Origin of the sequence: Gracilibacillus lacisalsi DSM 19029 (assembly GCF_000377765.1) — a bacterium.
GTDB classification, from domain to species: Bacteria; Bacillota; Bacilli; order Bacillales; family Amphibacillaceae; genus Gracilibacillus; species Gracilibacillus lacisalsi.
On sequence record NZ_KB898670.1, the window covers coordinates 101,647 to 121,779 of the forward strand.

15 protein-coding genes are annotated in these 20,133 nt (G+C 36.3%); 6 read left to right on the plus strand and 9 right to left on the minus strand.

What is annotated here, in order from left to right:
- Positions 1-43 precede the first annotated feature (43 nt).
- Both D569_RS0114300 and D569_RS0114305 read right to left on the minus strand, forming a co-directional pair.
- Complete coding sequence (locus tag D569_RS0114300; RefSeq protein WP_018933122.1) at positions 44-1,228, minus strand: hypothetical protein; 1,185 nt, start codon at positions 1,226-1,228, stop codon at positions 44-46.
- A gap of 104 nt (positions 1,229-1,332) precedes the next feature.
- The gene (locus D569_RS0114305) at positions 1,333-2,505 is read right to left on the minus strand and encodes an HD-GYP domain-containing protein (RefSeq protein ID WP_018933123.1); all 1,173 of its coding nucleotides are present in this window, start codon (positions 2,503-2,505) and stop codon (positions 1,333-1,335) included.
- A gap of 470 nt (positions 2,506-2,975) precedes the next feature.
- Here D569_RS0114305 and D569_RS0114310 point away from each other — a divergent pair, with 470 nt between their 5' ends.
- Positions 2,976-3,443: a nucleoside deaminase gene (locus D569_RS0114310; protein ID WP_018933124.1), complete on the plus strand. Its 468-nt coding sequence runs from the start codon at positions 2,976-2,978 to the stop codon at positions 3,441-3,443.
- Between the two features lie 102 nt (positions 3,444-3,545).
- Here D569_RS0114310 and D569_RS0114315 read toward each other — a convergent pair whose 3' ends face one another.
- Positions 3,546-4,751 (minus strand): Bcr/CflA family efflux MFS transporter, encoded by a 1,206-nt coding sequence (locus D569_RS0114315; protein ID WP_033404999.1) that lies wholly within the window; start codon positions 4,749-4,751, stop codon positions 3,546-3,548.
- Between the two features lie 220 nt (positions 4,752-4,971).
- Here D569_RS0114315 and D569_RS0114320 point away from each other — a divergent pair, with 220 nt between their 5' ends.
- Entirely contained in the window at positions 4,972-5,253 is a 282-nt protein-coding gene (locus tag D569_RS0114320) for a hypothetical protein (protein ID WP_018933126.1), read from the plus strand.
- A gap of 42 nt (positions 5,254-5,295) precedes the next feature.
- Here D569_RS0114320 and D569_RS0114325 read toward each other — a convergent pair whose 3' ends face one another.
- Positions 5,296-6,210 (minus strand): phosphatidate cytidylyltransferase, encoded by a 915-nt coding sequence (locus D569_RS0114325; protein ID WP_018933127.1) that lies wholly within the window; start codon positions 6,208-6,210, stop codon positions 5,296-5,298.
- 91 nt (positions 6,211-6,301) lie between these two features.
- On the opposite strand from D569_RS0114325, the gene D569_RS0114330 reads away from it, so the two are divergent.
- The gene (locus D569_RS0114330; RefSeq protein WP_018933128.1) at positions 6,302-6,862 is read left to right on the plus strand and encodes a C40 family peptidase; all 561 of its coding nucleotides are present in this window, start codon (positions 6,302-6,304) and stop codon (positions 6,860-6,862) included.
- Positions 6,863-6,944: 82 nt separating this feature from the next.
- Positions 6,945-7,847 (plus strand): 3-hydroxyacyl-CoA dehydrogenase, encoded by a 903-nt coding sequence (locus D569_RS0114335; RefSeq protein ID WP_018933129.1) that lies wholly within the window; start codon positions 6,945-6,947, stop codon positions 7,845-7,847.
- A gap of 38 nt (positions 7,848-7,885) precedes the next feature.
- On the opposite strand, the gene D569_RS0114340 is transcribed toward D569_RS0114335, so the two are convergent.
- The 3 genes from D569_RS0114340 to D569_RS0114350 form a co-directional block, all read right to left on the minus strand.
- Positions 7,886-8,878: an LLM class flavin-dependent oxidoreductase gene (locus D569_RS0114340; protein WP_018933130.1), complete on the minus strand. Its 993-nt coding sequence runs from the start codon at positions 8,876-8,878 to the stop codon at positions 7,886-7,888.
- 337 nt (positions 8,879-9,215) lie between these two features.
- Positions 9,216-10,988, minus strand: a complete 1,773-nt coding sequence (locus D569_RS0114345; protein WP_156822959.1) for a YhgE/Pip domain-containing protein — start codon at positions 10,986-10,988, stop codon at positions 9,216-9,218.
- Positions 10,988-12,934: an efflux RND transporter permease subunit gene (locus tag D569_RS0114350; protein WP_026287342.1), complete on the minus strand. Its 1,947-nt coding sequence runs from the start codon at positions 12,932-12,934 to the stop codon at positions 10,988-10,990. The genes D569_RS0114345 and D569_RS0114350 overlap by 1 nt, the downstream gene beginning before the upstream one ends.
- Positions 12,935-13,200: 266 nt before the next feature.
- Between D569_RS0114350 and D569_RS0114355 the strand changes: the two genes are divergently transcribed.
- The gene (locus D569_RS0114355; protein WP_425401990.1) at positions 13,201-13,785 is read left to right on the plus strand and encodes a TetR/AcrR family transcriptional regulator; all 585 of its coding nucleotides are present in this window, start codon (positions 13,201-13,203) and stop codon (positions 13,783-13,785) included.
- A gap of 24 nt (positions 13,786-13,809) precedes the next feature.
- Here D569_RS0114355 and D569_RS0114360 read toward each other — a convergent pair whose 3' ends face one another.
- Together D569_RS0114360 and D569_RS0114365 are read right to left on the minus strand one after the other, a co-directional pair.
- Positions 13,810-16,908 carry a rhamnogalacturonan lyase family protein gene (locus D569_RS0114360; protein WP_018933134.1) on the minus strand — a complete coding sequence of 1,033 codons (3,099 nt, stop codon included), beginning with the start codon at positions 16,906-16,908 and terminating at the stop codon, positions 13,810-13,812.
- A 351-nt stretch (positions 16,909-17,259) separates the two neighbouring features.
- Positions 17,260-17,490: a DUF3949 domain-containing protein gene (locus D569_RS0114365; protein ID WP_018933135.1), complete on the minus strand. Its 231-nt coding sequence runs from the start codon at positions 17,488-17,490 to the stop codon at positions 17,260-17,262.
- A gap of 151 nt (positions 17,491-17,641) precedes the next feature.
- Between D569_RS0114365 and D569_RS22930 the strand changes: the two genes are divergently transcribed.
- A complete protein-coding gene (locus D569_RS22930; RefSeq protein ID WP_018933136.1) occupies positions 17,642-20,041 on the plus strand; it encodes a transglycosylase domain-containing protein in 2,400 nt (799 codons plus the stop codon).
- The last annotated feature ends 92 nt before the right edge of the window (positions 20,042-20,133 follow it).

Sequence of the window (20,133 nt, forward strand, 5' to 3'; positions counted from 1 at the left end):
AAATCGAGCTATTGAAGCTCGATTTTTTTAGTTCTAGTAAAACTTAAGTAGAAGCAGATTTTCTCTTTTTTCTAATCGAATAAATCAATAAACTGATCATTAGAATGAATTGTGCCACGATCACCAATGCATCCCAGAAGTAGGGATTATCGATCGGATTCATTAAATGTGGTAGTGTATTTACCATTAAGTAAATCGTTTGGGGAATGAAATATATAATGAATAAACTCATCGTTAATATGACTCCGATGAAGGAAAATACACCATATAATTTGACTACTTTTTCTTCCCCTTCAAAGGTAGTACTTGTTTCATCTACTTTAATAAATGGAATCCATTTTGCCATATAATTTTTACCGTTCTCCATTAAATTATAACAACCTGTTATGTTTTCTACTAAATAATATAAGTCCGTCTTCATATAGAAACAGCATTGATAAATTGTTCTAATAAATATGTCCAGTACTACTACCGATAAGATTCCATTCATAAGATGATGATCAATAGATACTGTCAGTTTGATTAATAATACGGTAAACAGAATCAGTTGGTCAATGAACATACCACCTAAAAAGAGTATATTCCTTTTTTTCGATGGTAGTTTCCAACCAGCAGTTAAGTCTGTTTCTGCCACGACAAAGAACAATCTGTGTCCTACATTAACACTAGCAGGCAAATCGAATGACCTGATGGCTAAAATATGCCCAAACTCGTGAAATATGAGTAGGATAAGTGATAGAAGTAAGTATATTAACATATTTGCTATCATAGATTCGAATATAAATATGTCCATAAAATTCGGAATAGTCCGCGGAAATGAAATAAAAAGCCAAACATTTATCGTTAAAATAATGATAAATAGGAGTATTGTCCACCTGTTAAATATTTTCTTTGCAAAACTTGGAGATATCCATTTAAATCCTGTAGGTGAAGAACCAATACTGTTGAAAGCTATTTCTTCGTTATCGATCGCTTTTACTAGCCCTAAATCAAGCAGTTGTTTAATAAATTCAATAATATCAATATCTTCTTCTGGATATTTTTTCTCTAAATATATTTCAATATCATTTAGGTTTTCGTTTCTATTTATTTTTTTTATAGCCTCTATAGCAGGTTTTGGCATTTGATAAAATTCACCTGTATAGCTATTCTCCACTAAAAAAAATTTGTTTTCTTCTTTAATAATTAGATCATGTAGCAAGATAGTTGAATTCGATGATAGATTCATAGAATCCCCTCCTAAAAAAAAGGATGCTAAAATAGCATCCTATTACCATTGTAGATGTGCACACCACCAACAAGTTGCTTTTAGACTTTTTAGTTTACGGATCTTCATTTGTTATCTCTCCTTTCTGCATAATATTGTTTATGATATTCAATCCATAATGGAAAAACTTCTTTGACTTTTTCCACTAGGATTGGATCAAACTGAGAACCACTACCATTAACGATCTGTTCATATGCCTTTTCTAAAGGCATTGCTTCACGATACGAGCGCGAAGATGTCATCGCGTCAAAAGCATCAGCAATTGCTGTTATTCGAGCAAAAAGGTTAGTTTCTTCTGCCTTTAAACCGTTTGGATATCCTTTTCCATCCCACCGTTCATGGTGATCTCTAATTACTGTTATGTATTCATTTATTCCTTCTACATCTTTAACAGCTTCAGCTCCTACCACTGGATGAGATTTGATAATTTCAAATTCTTCTGCAGTTAACTTTCCTGGTTTTGACAATATTACATCTGAAATATGAATTTTACCTACATCGTGTAATAAACAAGCATAATAGAATAGTTTAATATCTTGATTTTTGAATTCTTTTAAAGATTTGGCAAGAATCATGGCATAATTAGCAACTCTTTCACTGTGTCCCCTAGTATACGGATCTTTTAGTTCTAATGTCGCGATAACTCCTTTCACGATCCCTTCCAACTGATTATCATAAGAAAGTTTTAGAGAATTAACGTACCCTAAGAACCTGTATAAAACTATACATGCAACAGTTGCAAAGACTAGTAATAATAATAGCGGAATCAGTACCACATACTGGTTTAAAACTATTCCAATAAAAATATACTTAAAAATTTGTACTAGGGATACAAAGTAGAAGAATCTTTTATTGACAAAAATGGGTGAAAATAAAACAAAAACCATTTCTACGATATTTCCAGCATTATAGGTTTCATTATTTGATAAAAAATATATTAATTCTATGATGACATTTGCTACGGTAAAAACAATAAAGTAAATGTATTTTACTGGTGATGGTTTATTTCGCTTTAATAAATATATTGCTATGGGTAATAACGCCAAAAGAATAGCGTATAAATAGAAATCGAATATAGTTTTTAATCCATTAGAAACTAGATTCCAAGGCATTTGTGGCAATATATAATAATATATAATTTCATATCCAAAATAAATAACATAAAACAACCACAAAAACCATATTGTAGTTCTTTTTTCCTCATTTAATAGATTGGTATACTTGTGTATATTTTCCATATCTAAGTCCCTTCTTAATAAGAATTATACTATATAAAGAACAAAATTTCTACAAATTTCCTTAAATTAGTTCGAATTTTTTGTGTGCAAAGTAAAGCATCTGTCGAGACTTGTAAACAAAACTAGATTTTTTTTAATAATTATTGCTTTAGACATACCATATGTTATTATTTATCCAATTGTCTCATATATTAACTTTTTTGTAGATAATAAAAAATAGTTAGTGAATAAAATTCCTATCTTTGTAGTATACACCCATCTCGGCAAAGATCGCATTTGATATTTTAAAAGCAACTCAGAAAATTTCTTTTTGTAAATTAACTTTTATATTAATAAGCCTTTCTTCTTACTACTATAGTAACAAAAGAAAACATTTTCAATTATTTTAATGTTAAAGAATATCACAAGCTAATCATATTTTTGAGTTTTCTACTATAAAATATTTTATAGAATATAGGGAGGCAGTTAATATGAAGCTAGAATTTATGAAGCACGCTTTACAGATAGCATATGACAATGTAGAAAAAAGAAATGGTGGCCCATTTGGTGCTGTGGTTGTAAAAGAAGATAAAATTGTAGGAAAAGGGACAAATGTAGTCACAACGACAAATGATCCATCCGCCCATGCTGAAATCAGCGCAATACGGGATGCGTGTATGCACCTTAATGATTATCAATTAACAGGTTGTGAAATTTATACAAGCTGTGAACCTTGTCCGATGTGTTTAGGAGCGATCTATTGGGCACGTCCTAAAGCTGTTTATTATTTTAATACAAGAGAAGAAGCAGCAAAGATTGGATTCGATGATCAATATATTTATGACCAAATCGCTATGAATATCGAAGATAGAAAATTATTAATGAAGAAACTAGATTTAAATAGTGATAAATTACCTTTCCAATTATGGGAGCAAACTACGGATAAAGTAGAATACTAAGAAAAGCGCAAAGAGCCCGTTTAAAACGTAGCGATCGGAGCTAGACAGATACCCAAACTTTATACTTTCTTTCTAAAAAAAAGATGAGTTGGATCAAACAACTCATCTTTTTTGTCTAGTAAATGCAAAAAATATAATCGCCCCGATAAGAGAATTCGTAAATAGTACTGCTCCCATTGGAACTGCCGTTGTTTCATCTAATCCTACAATAGGGGCAACTATTGCGCCCATTACTAAAGGCAACATACCAAGTAATGCACTTGCGGTCCCTGCACGTTCTTTTTGATTCTCCATTGCAAGTGAAAAACTACTAGTTAAGATAATCCCAACTGAGTTTAAATGGATAAATAACGAGATAACAAGCATATACAATGGCCAATGAAACACCGTCGCTATTAGCAATATTGTGTTTGCTGTTAGTGACATGATAACGCCGGTTCTCAATAAACTTTCTTCTGAAAAATGGCTGCTTAATCGACCGACAAGAAAACTACCAAAAATAATCGCTAATCCATTTATACCGAATAGGATACTAAATACTTGTGGTGATACATGATACAGATCCTGATAAACGAATGGTGTCCCTGCAACATATGCAAATGTTCCACCTTGAACAAAACAAACTACAATCGCATAGCCGATAAAGGATCGGTCTTTTAATAAATACCCCATTGTTTTTAATGAACTGGCAATCGAAGTTGGTCGACGATTTTCTTCTGGTAAAGTTTCCGGCAATTTAAAGGCACTAATCGTCACCATGACAATACCTAATAGAAATAAAAAGATAAAAATAGTATGCCATGTTGCAAAGGGTAGTAATAATACAGCCCCACCTGAGATCGGAGCAATCATTGGTGCTGTAGCATTAATTACCATTAACAAAGCAAAAAATTTGGTTAATGCTTTTCCATCAAATACATCTCTCACAACTGCTCGTGATAACACAACACCTGCTGAAGCAGTGAACCCTTGTAAAAACCTAGCTAAAATTAAAACAATAATATTTGGTGCCACAGCACAAAGTAATGAAAAGATTGCAAATAGCGAAATAAAAAATAGTATAGGTTTTCTTCTTCCTATTGCATCACTGATCGGTCCAATTACTAATTGGCCAAAAGCTAAACCTAATAAACAAGCAGTTAAGCTTAATTGAACAAGCGATGCTCGTGCTCCCAAATCATCTGCTATTTGTGGGAAACTTGGTAAGTACATATCAATATTGAACGGCCCTAACATTGCTAACATCGCTAGCAAGAATGCTAAGCCGATTCGCTGTTTTCCTGTTGGATTATGTAATTTCTGTTCGATGTTAACCCCTCCCTTCTAATTATTATATAAGAATTAGCTGAGGAGTTATAGTAATTGGCTTTTAGACAATGGAAGTCTACCATCAGTGGTGGGTTTTGATCTCTTATAGAGCTTATGGTTAAGCTTTTGTAACATTTGTCATTCATTTTTAATACAAGTTACCGTTTCAACGATTGGTAAACGGGTTATAGATAAGTAGCTTGTATGAGGAGGGTGCAACATGAAGAAGTTTTTATCTAAAAATATAAAGTTGAATGAAAGATTATCCATTAACCAGCTCTTAGCATTACATACCTATCAGAAAAATTATAAAGGTCATATTTATCTTCTTTTCCATCATGATATGATCACACTTGAAAGTTTACCAAGTCTCATTTCATTTTCGTTAACTATGAACCCAAGATGTGAAATTAAATTAATTGTCGAAGGAGAAAATCCACAACAAACATTAAATGATCTTACAAAATGTATTCATTTAAAGGAATATCAGATTGCTCGATAAATGATACTTGAAAAATCCATGGTCGTCCCCATGGATTTTTAACTACATAAAATCAAAAAAGTAACGGATCACATGAAAGAAGACCGGTGCCGTATATGTTAAACTATCAATTCGATTAAGATAACGATCCTTTAACCGCTCCAATGCTTCTTTGTTTCCTATTAAAAGATCCCGCTTTAACACAGATATCGTCAAACTTCCAAAGTACCCCGAAACACTGATTAAAATGCCTGAAGCAATACCAAAAGTTAGATCTAACGGAGTTAATAATGGATACACACAATAAGATATGACGGTTGTTGCAATAAGTGCTCCAATAAACCCTTCCCATGTAATATAAAGATTTGCCGTCGGTGCAACTTTTCGTTTGCCGAGATATAGTGATATTAGATACTGAGTGACATCATTGACTTGTGTCAAAATAATGAGATACAAGACAAGGTTTGCACCGAATTCTGGTGTCGCAACTGGAAAATAGGCTAAATGACTTAAACCAAATACCATCAAAATTAACCCCCACTGGGTAAAACTTACCGATCGTAGAAAGCCAACTGTACCTTTACCAATAATACGCGGAAGTGGTAAAAACAAAAAAACATAGACAGGAATAAATACAATAAACATGCCATACCAACCAATATAGATCCAGTAAAATTGTAATGGAATCATTAAATAAGACCATAAGAAAATTCGCCTATCTGATTTTCTTGTTTTCATCATGGAGAAATATTCTCTTAATGCAAAAAAACATAAAATCATGATGGCGATCAAAGAAACGGTAGTATTGAATAAGGTAGCAAACCAGAAAATGGTGAACATGCCCCACCATGTCTTGACGCGGAGCTGAATCGTAGTAAAATCCTTATCTGGTTGTAATTTGGTAATAATCTTAAAAACTATGGATACAACTAACAAAATAAAAAAGATAATAGATAAAGTCCAAATCGTTTCCCTCATGATTTTCACCCAATCTTTTTAAAAACTGCATTCATTTTACAGTAAATACGTTATAATGAAAAGAGTAGAATGATGATAGTTGGTGATGTACATGAGTGAAGAAAATTATGTTTATATTATGTTATCCGATACAGGTACTTTATTTACAAATGTTATCAAAACATATACCAAAGCGCCCTATAACCATGCTTCTCTTGCTTTTGATCCAGAACTGAAAGAGATGTACAGTTTTGGCAGAAAAAATCCGAAGAACCCTTTGAATGGTGGGTTTGTAAAAGAAGATATTTGGACCGGCACGTTCAATAAATATCGTAATACCACTTGTGTTATTTATCGCCTCCAAGTAACTGAACGTGAAATCGATAAGATGAAACGAATATTGGAAGTGTTTATTAAAAAGAATGATAAGTTTCTCTACAATATCCTAGGTGTGATTGGAGTCTCATTAAAAGAGCCAGTTGAATTCAGCAACTCCTATTTTTGTTCACAATTTGTTGCAGATATTCTATATCGTTCAGGCATTAAAATATCGGATAAACTTCCCGCCATGGTAACTCCAGATGATTTCAGAAAGAATGATCGCATGGAATTGATATACGAAGGGAAATTATTTGACTATGCACCGATTAAGCAAAACGAATCTAAGTCTTAATACCTATCTTTTGATCAATATTCTATTCTTGTGTCATAATACAGTAGTGTTCTACTAGAAAAGTGAGAAGGGATGGATAGGTATGGAGTCATATCAAAAAGTTACCGTTGCTGGTGGAGGAGTTTTAGGAAGCCAGATTGCTTACCAAACTGCCTTCAAGGGCTTTGATGTGGTGGTTTATGATATTAATGAGGATGCGTTAAACCAAGCAAAAGAGCGTATTACCAAACTAAAAGATCGTTATAAAACAGACTTGGATGCAACACAAACTCAAGTAGAGGCTGCCTTTGAACGCATGGACTTTCAATCAGATTTAAAACAGGCAGTAGTAGAAGCAGATCTTGTCATCGAAGCAATTCCGGAAGTAGTGAATATTAAAAATGCATTTTACCAAGAACTTGGACAAGTTGCTCCAGAGAACACGATTTTTGCTACTAATACTTCTACATTATTACCAAGTCAATTTGCAGAAGTAACAGGAAGACCTGAAAAATTCCTGGCACTCCATTTTGCCAACGAAATCTGGCTAAATAATACAGCTGAAGTGATGAAACATGAACAAACCGATGAGCAAGTGTTTGAGGATGTTCTTGCATTTGCTAAACAAATTGGCATGATTGCTCTACCGCTACATAAAGAACAACCCGGGTATATCCTTAATTCCTTATTAGTTCCTTTACTTGATGCCGCTCAAGGTTTATTTATTAAAGGAGTAGCAGATCCAGAGACAATTGATAAAACCTGGATGGCTGCGACTGGATCACCAAAGGGACCTTTTGCAATCCTTGATATTGTAGGAATTACTACCGCCTACAACATTGTGAAACAAAAAGCAGATAAAACTGGTGATCAAGGTGCTGCAAAATTAGCAGAGCTTTTAAAGACAGAATATATCGATAAAAACAAATTAGGAACAGCTACCGGCGAAGGATTTTATAAGTATCCTAATCCAAGCTATCAAGCTCCTGACTTTCTTCAAGCATAAAGAGGGGGACAGTGGTTCGTACCACTGTCTCTTTTGTTTTATCGTATCGCTTCTGCTATCAGTTGATAGGATTTCTTTTTTGCTTCAAAATCGTGAATATTCGTGATCAGCATAAATTCATCAGTTTGATAGACTTTTTGCAAGCGAGTTAGCTCTTGTTTTATCTTAGCAGGTGTTCCGATAAGACAACGCTCTCTGTTTTTCTTCATTATATCCAGTTCTTCTTGCGTAAATGATTTCTTTCGGACTTCTTCTATCGATGGTACTTTCGTATCTGCTCCTTTTCCTACACTAAGCAACCATTTGTCTTGTGTTAATGCTAATTCTTCTGCCTCTTCTTCCGTTTCCGCACAAATGACAAAAATACAAACCATTGTTTTAGGCTGATCCATTGAAACAGAAGGTTGAAATTTCTGATGATACGTCTGCATTACTTTTTCACCATGAGCAGGATTGATAAAATGACCAAAAACAAATCCTACTCCTAGCTCTGCTGCGTTTGTAGCTCCACGCTCCGATAATCCTAATACCCATATCGGTGGCACCTTCTCCACTCGAGGTCCAGCTTTCACCAAACGAAAGTCATGCTGTCTTGGTAGTGAATTATGCAAAAAACCTTGTAAATCGGTAAGTTGACGCGGAAATTCGCTTAAGCTTTTGTTTTGATTATCCGTAAGTGCTGACCGGGTAAGTTGTGAACCACCAGGCGAACGGCCGACACCTAAATCAATCCGCTCAGGGAAAAATCCTGCTAATGTCTTGAAATCTTCAGCAATTTTATAAGGACTATACTGTGGTAATAAAACTCCACCTGATCCAACGCGGATGGTATTGGTTACAGAAGCAATCCTTGTCATGATAATTTCTGGAGAAGCACTTGCCAATCCATTGGTATTATGATGCTCTGCTACCCAATAACGATGATAACCTAATTGCTCTGTCCACTGCGCAAGTTCTAACGTATTTGCCAATGTTCGTTCAGGTGTATCTCCTCTGGAAATAGGTGCTTGATCTAATACACTTAATTTCATCATTCTTCGCTCCTTTTCTTAAGTGTAATTTTTTTGTGGCAATTTGAAAAATAATAAAGCTTATCTTTGTTTCGCGGACATCTGTTCCGCTATTCGTAACAAAAAAGCCATTTTGGGGATGCTTGCGGACATCTGTTCCGTTATTCAGCTATTTCATTAGAAAAATAGCATGATTTGCAGTAAATAACGGAACAGATGTCCGAAAACGTCAAAAATCACTACTTTTAGCTAAATTAACGGAATAGATGTCCGGCAACTCGACTCACAGTGTTCTTCTCACAAAAAAAGATAGCATACCCAACTGACAGGTATGCCATCGACATTATCTAATCTACTATCATCTAAATAAATCTAATAAGCGATCCCAGAAGCTCTTCTCTTCTTCTGTCTCTTCTTCCTCATCAGCTTCTTCATCTTGGGTAATGCTCTCTGTTTTTATTACGAATTGAACGGATTGCACATTTTCATTTTTGTCGGAAACAAATGATTCTGCATCAAAATCTGACTTATCATAATCATTGATCATCTCATCTATTTCATCCTGCATTTGGTCAGGTAAGTCACTTGTTGAATCAGCCAATTCTGTTGTTCCATCATGTAACTCACTTGCACCATCTTCTAGTGCAGTAGTTCCGTCTTCTAATTCTACAATTCCGTTATGAAGGTCCTGATAGGCATTGGACAATTCATCAACACCATTTGTATATTCCTCAAGACCTGCATGAAATTCTTGATAATTATCGGATAGTGTCGCTAATCCTTCTTGTAATTCTTTTAAGCCTTCCTGAATATCCATTCCTTCACTTGCTGCTGCAATTTGTTCAGCCATTGTTTCCAAGGAAGATGCCATATCCGTTTGAGAGTTGCTTACTTCATCTAGAGTTGGCGCAACTGCTGCAAAAGCTTCGCTGACTCGACCATACGTACCTTTTGCTACTTGAGCTTTCTCATATGTGTCGACTAATTTTTCTACCACTTCAGGATTTGCCCCACTTTGGTATATCTCCTGAATCTCTTCCTCTGAAATATCATAGGATGGTATGGCATCCATTGCTTCATCCAACGCTTGATAGGCTTGCGTGTAATTATCCTCCAATTCCGCTAATCCATTGCTTGCCTCTCTCAAGCCATCAGCAATTTGCACAAGTCCATCCTGTAATGCACTGAAATCTCCAGTCTCCACATCTTGATCGGTGGAATTTTTCATTGTGACTAGTGCTTGATCGATGGACTTACTACCACTGATCAAATCAGCTGATCCATTACTAATTTGAGTAATACCATCTTGATAATCACTGGAACCATTTTTCAGACTGGAAACACCATTATTTAATTCTGAAATGCCTTCCGCTAATTCGCCTACTGCCTCATCAATTTCCGCGGTAGCATCTGATAAGGTTTCGAAATCCTCCGTGACATTATCAGTATCTGGAGAATCAATCGACATAGAGGAAGGAATAGCCGATATCTCGATTCCTTCCAATTCAAAGTCTGTTACATCTGCTTCTAATAGAAAATTTTCCTCTTTCTCCGGCATTACCGTAAATGTCACTTGCTTGTTCTTTCCAGCATTTGCGATAGTACCTTCTCCTGCCTCAATATTTTGATACAACTCACCATCTAGCGAAAGCGAAATCTGTAATAAGTAATTTTCAAAGAAGATCGAATTAACATCTTCGTTCGCAGAAGTTTCTATCTCTATTTGCAAATGGCCTTCCTGACCTAACAATTCTTCTGGATTCACCTCTTCCCCATCAAGCTGATAGTGGATGGCAAAATCCCAAGGTAACGGTTTGTTTTCTAGGTCACCTTGGTAGTAAAAGGTGTCCTCAGAGGCCGTAAAGGATATTTCATCCCCCTCTTTGGTTATCTCGGATAGGTCAGTCAAGTTTTTCACATTTGTATAATCACCGTAATCGACTAATTCTTCCTGTTCTTCCACTTCAAAACTATTCACGACATACATATTCAACTCTTCACCATTTGGTTGTAATGTGGCATATATTACCTCATCCTTTGGAGCCGTAGCACTTGCTGCAACTACGTTAAAAGGAGAGAGTGCAACTATCCCCACCATCATTAACAATAAAAATCGTTTTATTCTCATCATCAACCCTTCTTCTTATAAAAGTTTGCTTTCCATGTTGTTTTTTCAATCACTTTATCAAACACTAATAACATCGCTGGTAAGAAAAATACAACTAAAATAAACGCTAGTAATGCTCCTCTACCAAGTAACAACCCTATTGATCCGACAATTGGATTAGAGGACGTCATCCATAAGATAAATCCAACACTTGATAAAATCGAAGCAGAAATTAAAATCGAAAAGATTTTTTCATCAATTGTTTTCTTAATAGCTTGTAAAGCTGGCATCTCTCTTCGATTGACATGATACGCTTCTGATAATAAGATCGCGTAATCGACTGTTGCGGCCAGTTGCACTGTACTTATGATTAGATACCCTACATATACTAGTGACGAATCCATAAAGTATGGTACAGATAAGTTAAACCACACTGCCGCTTGTATGGTTAGTAATAAGACAATCGGCATGGAAATCGAACGGAAAGTGATTAATAACACCACCGCAATCGCAACGATCGTTAGTACGTTAACTACTACATTATCTTTTTCCACCGTATTTTTAATATCGTATAGTGTCACACTTTCACCTAAAGCATGAACGTCATCCCCGTAATAATTTTCGGCCGTTTCTTCTGCCTCATCAATCAAAGAGAAAGCTGCATCACCTTCTGCATCCGTATTGGAATGCAAAATAATACGCGAATAATTTTCAGAGTAAAATTGTTCTGTGATCGATTCATCCAAATACTCAGGAGGAATCGCCGCACTGACAGAATTGACATAAGCTAACACACTCGACACATGATCAAGTTGTTCCAATTCTTGTACCAGTTCTTCTTCTTTTGCAATATCTCCTTTTGGCACTAACAAAACCATTGGTGTATATTTACCAAACGAATCTTCAATCGTTTGTTCATCCACACCGATTCGGGTAGAATCCGGATGCTCACCTACACCATAAATAAAATTCGTATTACTTTGTGCTAAAAATGCTGGCACAATCATTAACAGCACAAGAATTAAACTTGGTATTCTAAACTTCAGCACACGTCTACCGAGATTTTTAAAATTCGGTACAATCTGTTTATGTTCTGTCTTGTCAATCCATTTGTAAAAAGTAAGTGTTAGTGCTGGTAAAAATACCATGACACTAATAAAGCTGAGCAATATACCTTTGACTAAGTTAACACCTAGATCAGCACCAATTTCGAAATTCATAAATGTAAGGGCCATAAATCCGAAAAAGGTTGTCGATGCACTCGCTGCGATAGCAGGGAATGATCGCTTCATTGCCAAACGCATCGCATTAGTCGGTTCCTCCCCTTTGTTACGAAAGTCTGAAAAGCTATGTAACAAAAAGATCGCATAATCAAGTGAGACGGCTAACTGAAGGATTGGTGCAACCGACTGGGTGACAAATGATACTTCTCCTAAAAATATATTGGTTCCAAGGTTGATCAGCACCGATACTCCAATCGCAGTAAGGAAGAAAACTGGCTCCATCCAGGAATTCGTTGATACCACCAAAATAATGATGATAATCGGAACTAAAAGTAATGCCGCATAAGCTGATTCTGATCCCGCCATTTTCTGTGATTGTGCAGTATCTACAGCTTCCCCTGACAGCGCATTTTCCTCACCAATTAATTGATAAATCTGATCGGTAATTTCTACCTCATCCCCGTCACGAATATGAAAAGAAAACAGTGCATGGTTATCTTTATAATAAGTTTCCACTGTATCTTCGTCAGCCATTTCAATCGGTGTTTTAATATCAATGGCATCATCTAACCAAGTTACATCACTAACACCATCAATAGCTGTAAGCTGTTCTTTATATTCTAATGCTTCCTGCACGGTTACATCGTGCATTAAAACCCGAGCATTTGCCACAGACGCTTCAAACTCTTCTTCCATCGTATCTATTGCATTTGTTGACGGCGCGTCATCTGGCAAGTAATCAACCATATTATAATTAACAGATACGGCGAATTGCGTAATTACACTAATCAGAGCAACCACGATAAAAGTAATAACAATTGATTTTTTATGTTGAATTATTTTTGTTGAAAGGTCAATCGTTGTTCATCCTCTCTTGCAAATTTCCTCAATCCACTTTAATATTATATAGACACCGTGTTGGATATTCAACAAACAGTTTTGGATATTGCGTTTATTTTCCAACATTTCATACTTTTTTGTTGGAAATTAACAAAAAGTTCACAAAGTAAGGAGTGTTTTTATTGCCTGACAAATTAGATCGTCGCAAAAAATACACGCGAATGGTCTTAAAAGACAGCCTGATCCAATTAATGAATGAGAAAACTTTTTCATCGATAACTGTCAAAGAAGTATGTGTTCTTGCTGATATTAATCGCTCTACCTTTTACACACATTTCACCGATGTTCACGATTTACTTTATTCCATTGAAGAAGAAATTATTGAAGAAATGAATAAATACTTGAATGCCTTTCATTTTATTGTGGAAGAAGAGTCGATTCAGATGACGGAGAAGTTGTTAGTATACATCAAAGAACGAAAAGAAATCTTCGAAGCATTATTGGAGAATAATACAGGGACAAGCTTTGAAAAAAGAGTGATGGATATTGCAAGACTTTTTTTAATAAACAAAACGGATACTGCTAACATAGACGCTGCTTCTTACTTAAGCACCTTTATCGTATCTGGGGCCATCCATGTTATTAAAGATTGGCTACTGATTGATCAAACACAATCACCGAAACAAATGGCTGAATTGATAAGTCAATTTTGCAATAAAGGACTAGGATCAATGGAAAATGAAAAGTCCAGAGAATAGTTTTCCCTGGACTTTGTTGTGAAATTACCAGTTTTCCAGTACGGTTTCAGCATCATTCACTAGTCTTTCTTTAACATCCTCTCTTAGGGCACTTCGACTTAAATGTTTCAAGAAATCATTAAGCTGTTTTTTGGCTTGTTTGGTTCGCCCCTTTTCCAGATGATGTTCGACCTGTTGTATTTTATTGTTCAATACTTGATCACTTTCTTCTATTGCTTCCAAGTTCACTTGATGTTTCAAGCTTGCTATAGATGGCGTGTAGTCTACAGTAGGAAATTCTAGTTCACCTGCCAACACTTGATCGCGAACATCTTCACCTAAATAATAACTAATATGTGGTGGTTGATTATAGGTTGTGTTTTGCCAAGCGATCCCCATTCGATACACAGAGTCATGCATTAATGTTGGCAAACGATATTCAGTTGGTATTGTTGTACTAAAAATTCTTAATTCAGAGCTATCTTCCGTTGGGAAAATCACTTCTTCTCGCCAATCCCCTAGAATATCTGCTTGCAAACTTGGATTTGCTTTCGTTCCATTATTACTCACTACATCTTCAAATACTTCGATAACATTTGCTTCACTTGTGGATTCATCATATTTGGTGATCGAAGTGTGATCCAGTAATTCATGTAATAGATCACCATCCCAATAGGTGACAAAATTGACTGGAAGGCCGATATCTCGGAAACTATCCTCGATTACATCACCTTGGACATTATACACACCACCACCAGTTTCAACAGTTGCTCCACCCGTACCCCAATATTCATATCCTGGTTTGGATGTGATATTTGCCGCTACTCCTCGACCTGCATCTTTATAGGCATAGAAAGCTTCTAATGTTTCACCTGTTGCGCCATCATGATACTCTAATGAAGCTACTTCTGAATCTTCCCGCACACCAAAAACATGCAGTCCCTCACGATCAGGATCAAAAGCTCCGACATGTAGGGCATCTCCATGGGAGCCTTTCACCCGTCCCATTTCGCCATCCATTGCGTATAAAATCGAACCATCATGATCCAAAGTTAAGGATCCAGCGATGATTTCATCAAAGCCATCATTGTCTACATCGCCTGTAGCTAAGTTATGGTTACCTAAACCTTCACCGTGTCCTGCTTCATCTGTGTCAAATGTCCAATCTTCAACAAGCGTGCCATCTTGGAGACTGTAGGATACAAAGGTCGTTCTTTCATAATAACCTCGACCATAAATCGCACTTGGTGTTTTTCCATTCACATAAGCTAATCCAGATAAGAAGCGGTCAGAACGATTATAGAAAGTATCCCCCCATGAAGCCCCTTGATCTCCTTCTTCTTTTTCAACCGGAAACGCAAAATCAATCGTATCAATGGCTTCACCTGTTTCACCATCGAAAACTGATACATATTCAGGACCTGTTACAACATGTCCTCCTTCATTAATCCATCTACCATCATCCTCTGGATTTCCGATTACACTAATCACTTTATCTTCATCAAACACACCGTTTGTTACACCATAAACTGTTGTAGCATCCGCTGTTTTGATCAAAAATTCTGACTTGCCGTTGCCATTCATGTCTCCCACAACAAATTGATGGTATTGTGGTCCTGATGTTAAGTTCATTCCCATATTCATTCTCCATAATGGGGTACCATCCAGTTTGTAAGCATCAAATATAGTAGGACCAGTAATTACATCTTCAAGTGCTGTCATGGCATTGGATGGACGCCATTTTAATATAATTTCATATTCTCCATCACCATCAAGATCACCAACACTAGCATCATTGGCTGAGTAAGTGTAATCTCCTGTTGCTGTCGTTCCACCTTCAGGTTTTTGAAGTGGGATGGATAAATAGTTTTGATCTAAGCTGTCGACTTCATTTGTTTCCGTTAGATTACCATGTACAACCGTTTCAATCTGATACGTATCTCCTTTTTTTCCATCTTCATCTGTATAATTCGTCACTTCGAGTGGTTGTTCATTTAATTTTTCTCCATTACGTAAAATATTAAAGGTAACATCTCGATCATATTCATCAGCCAATAATCGCCATGATACAAAAATGCCTTCCTCTGATGGTAATGCAATAACACCACGATCCAACCATTCCGTATCACGGTTTGTGTCAGGTGGGGCTAATCGATTATAAACATAAACTGTTGCTGTCCGTTCAAAAGGATTCTCTACTGCCTCCGATTCCGCCAATATCCCTTCAAACGTATAAACAGCAGATTCATCCGGGTCCCAAGCTTGTCCTACCTCTTGCCAGCTTTCCACAGCAACTTCAACAGTAGAATTATCTGCTAATGTTACTGGCACTGTTTCCGGTAGACCAATAGAATCAATATTGGATGTAGTCTCTCCCACATACACTCTTTGATATGGAAGCCTTTCAACTGTAGTAATTACATTGTCTTCAATCGGAATGTGACTTAATTCAATATTATCTACGTAAGTTGTCCAAGTATGGTTATTTCCTGATGTTCGTACACCAACTAATTTCAATTTGTCAATTGAACCATCAAATGGAACATCATTCAAAGACACCGTATGACTTTCATCACCTATGGAAAATAGAATTTCATTGTTCATAATGTTAAAGATGATTTCTACCTGATACCAAGCTTCAGGATCTGTAATATCGGTTTCAATTGGCTCCTGGTCACCAGCAAAAAAAGTTAACGGAGCATTATTGGTATTATTAACGGTAAATACTATATTCCCTGCCGCATCTTCAATGCGAAGCTCTCCACCATTTTCGTGAGGATGAACACCTTTATCGTTATTTTTACCAGGATACCAATCTAATTTAACTTTCATTTCAGCACCCTTAACTGCATTATCAAATTCCTTTGTTGCGACACGTCCACCAGACTGATCGACTATGCTAAAATCTAGCTTTTTCGTATCGTTGCCTGCAATATCTTCTTCATTAATAGACAATGTTGCAGCAAAGGTAGAGAAGCCCCAATTTTCTAATTCTAACGGCTCAGCATCACCAAAATCCGTCGCATATACAGTTTGATAATCTTCGTTTGCAAAAGCTGTAGGTACAATAGAAAAGGAGGATAAAACCAAGATTCCAATTGTCAGCAATATCAATTGTTTGTTCAGTCGACTTTTAGCGCGCACTATTCACTTCAGCTCCTTTTAAAAGTTATCACAATAGAGATTACTTGCACACCGCCTTGCTCCCCTCCTTCCTGCCTACCAAAAGTAAGCGCATACATTATTGTGGTGTAAAACATAATCTCTACATCAAGCCTAGCAACCTTTGATATTCCAGGCTATATCATTTTTTTGCAAAATACTGATCTATTGATATTAGTAGCATTTTAAGTTAAATAATACTTTTTTGCATGAGCTAATTCCAAAAAAGCAAAAAAAATCTAGTACTTCTTTTCTACTCTATCATCAAAGACCGAGATCAAAAAGTACTAGACTTATCCATACATATATGTATATTGTCCTCCGATATTACATTTACTTTTGCTTTAATTTGTAAATGATATATGCCATCACGTTAGCTAATATAAATAAAGGATTACCTTGAGTATTTACATGCAGAATCTGTTCAGTAACGCTTTTACTATTATAGTATTCTGACTGATTCTGTTCACATCTGATCTGTTCTTCTTTTACCCCTGTTAAATAGCGATACTGAAAAGGGACAAGCACTAAGCTTAGTAAGAGGTATGCGCCTAGTGCTCCCATACAATTTTCTCTTTAACATATGAACGAATTAACATTACTAATGGTTTCATTTTCCAATAATTATCATATACATGTATAGAAACGAGTTCCTGTTACATATAGTTTACAGATTCAAAATTATGGTTTTCAACCAGAAGGAAGGTTAGAGAGCTTGAGTAAAGTAACAATGAAAAGATCCAGCCGAAGAAAAAAAAGAAGATTCATCAAATTTATCATCGCAACCTTTCTCATTTTCTTATCTTTGTTCATTATCGGAGGTCTCTCGCTTTTCGCCCTTGTTCAAGATACTCCGGAATTATCGGAAGATCAATTACAAAATCCAATTACTTCCGTTATTTATGATAAAGATGGGAAGAAGGTTGCTAATATTGCGGGGGTTGAACATCGCTTACCCGTAAGTATTGACGATGTTCCGATAGAGGTACAGAATGCTTTTATTGCAATAGAAGATGCCCGCTTCCAAAAGCACTCCGGAGTTGATTTAAAACGCATCGGCGGAGCATTATTGGCCAATTTGGAAGAAGGCTGGGGAGCTGAAGGTGGTAGTACAATCACACAACAGGTTGTAAAAAATACGCTCCTTTCTCCGGAAAAAACATTTAAAAGAAAAGTGCAGGAAGCATACCTTGCTATACAAATGGAGAAGAAATATTCAAAGGATCAAATTTTAGAAATGTATCTTAATTCCATTTATTTTGGTCATGGTGCATATGGTCTTGGGGCAGCGGCAGAAGTGTACTTTAACAAAGATGTCAGTGATCTGACCGTTTCAGAAGCTGCATTACTTGCCGGACTTCCACAACGACCAAGTGGGTATGATCCTTTTAAATATCCAGAAGAAGCAGCAAATAGAAGAGAACTTGTATTATCAGCGATGGAAAGACATAATTTTATCTCCTCAGATAGGGCAGAAGAAGCAAAGACTACAGAGGTTGAGAGTTTGCTCTCACCAAAACAAAAAAATAATTCCTATCAAGTGTTTATTGATTATGTCATAGAAGAATTGATTGCAAAAGGTTTTGAGGAAAATCAACTTTATAATGGCGGATTAGAGATTTATACGACACTTGATACAGAAACACAGTCCTATACTAACGAAGTAATGACAGGGACGGATACGATCCCCTTTCCTGATGAAGCCTTTAAAGCGGGCGTTGTATTAATGGATACTAAAACCGGTGCCATTCGAGCAATCGGCGGAAACCGTGACCCTGAAAGTAACGAGGTACAACGCGGATTCAATTTTGCCACAGATATAAAACGTCAACCCGGTTCAACGATAAAGCCGATTTTAGACTATGGGCCGGCGATTGAATACAACAAATGGTCTACGTATCAACAGATCAAAGATGAAAAACTTGAAATAGATGGTAAAGAATTCAAAAATTATGATGGCAGATTCCATGGCATGGTATCGATGAGAGAGGCATTGGTAAAATCCTATAATATTCCGGCAATCAAAACATTTTTAGAATTAGAAGATGAGCAAGCAAAACAGTTTGCTGCCAATCTTGGTATCAACTTGGAACATGCTTACCCTTCTTATGCTATTGGCGGATTCGGTGATGAAGATGGTGTTTCCCCATTAGATATGGCTGGTGCCTATGCTGCCTTTGGAAATAATGGACAATATCACGAGCCATATGCGGTTACGAAAGTAGAATATCCAACAGGTGAAGTACAACAACTACAATCAGAAGGAATAAAGGCGATGAATGACTACACTGCCTATATGATTACAGATATGTTAAAAGATGTGGTCGAAGAAGGTACCGGTACACTTGCCAAAATTGATGGTTTGCCAATGGCTGGTAAAACAGGAACAACAAACCCTCCAGAAGGTATTACCAATGGTTCTACCGATTCTTGGTTTGTAGGCTATACAACTGAATATACTGCAGCTGTTTGGACCGGCTATGAGACCACTTCTACCGAACAATTCGTCAACCAAGAAGATGCACGGATTTCCAGGTTATTATTTAAGGAAATTATGTCCCATGCTTCTCAAAATATTGAAACAGCAGACTTCACAAAACCAGCAAGCGTCGAAGAAGTAAAAATTGATATGCGCAATGGCAAAGTTGCCTCTCATCACACACCTTCCAGCAGTATCGTAACAGAGTTATTTGTGAAGGGTACGACAATACCAACGGAATATATACCAGTACAAAAGCAGACAACAAACGAGGATGTGAAACAGCAGGAAGAAAAAGATCAGGAAAAGGAGAAGGAACAGGCAGAAAAGAAGAAAGAGCAAGAGAAAGAGAAGGAAAAAGAGAAAAAAGAAAAGGCTGAAAATGAAGGCAATCAGAAAAAAGAAAAACAGGAATCTAATGACAAGAATGCTTCGGATCGTGATAAAAAAGAAGAAAAACCAGATAAGGATACCAACAGCAAATCAGAGCAAAAAGATAAGAAGGAAGAAAATAAGAAAGATCCTAAAGATGAACCTGATTCTAATCAAACAGAGCAACCCGATTCTGATGAAGAGCCGAATAACAAAGATGAAAGCAAGGAATCGAATGAAAATGATAACGAAGAAGAGGATTAAACAAGGGACTTCAGATGGTCATGAACTAGCAATTGGTTCATGACCATCTACTTTTGTTTGATCGACTTGTACTTTTCATAGTAAAATCCACT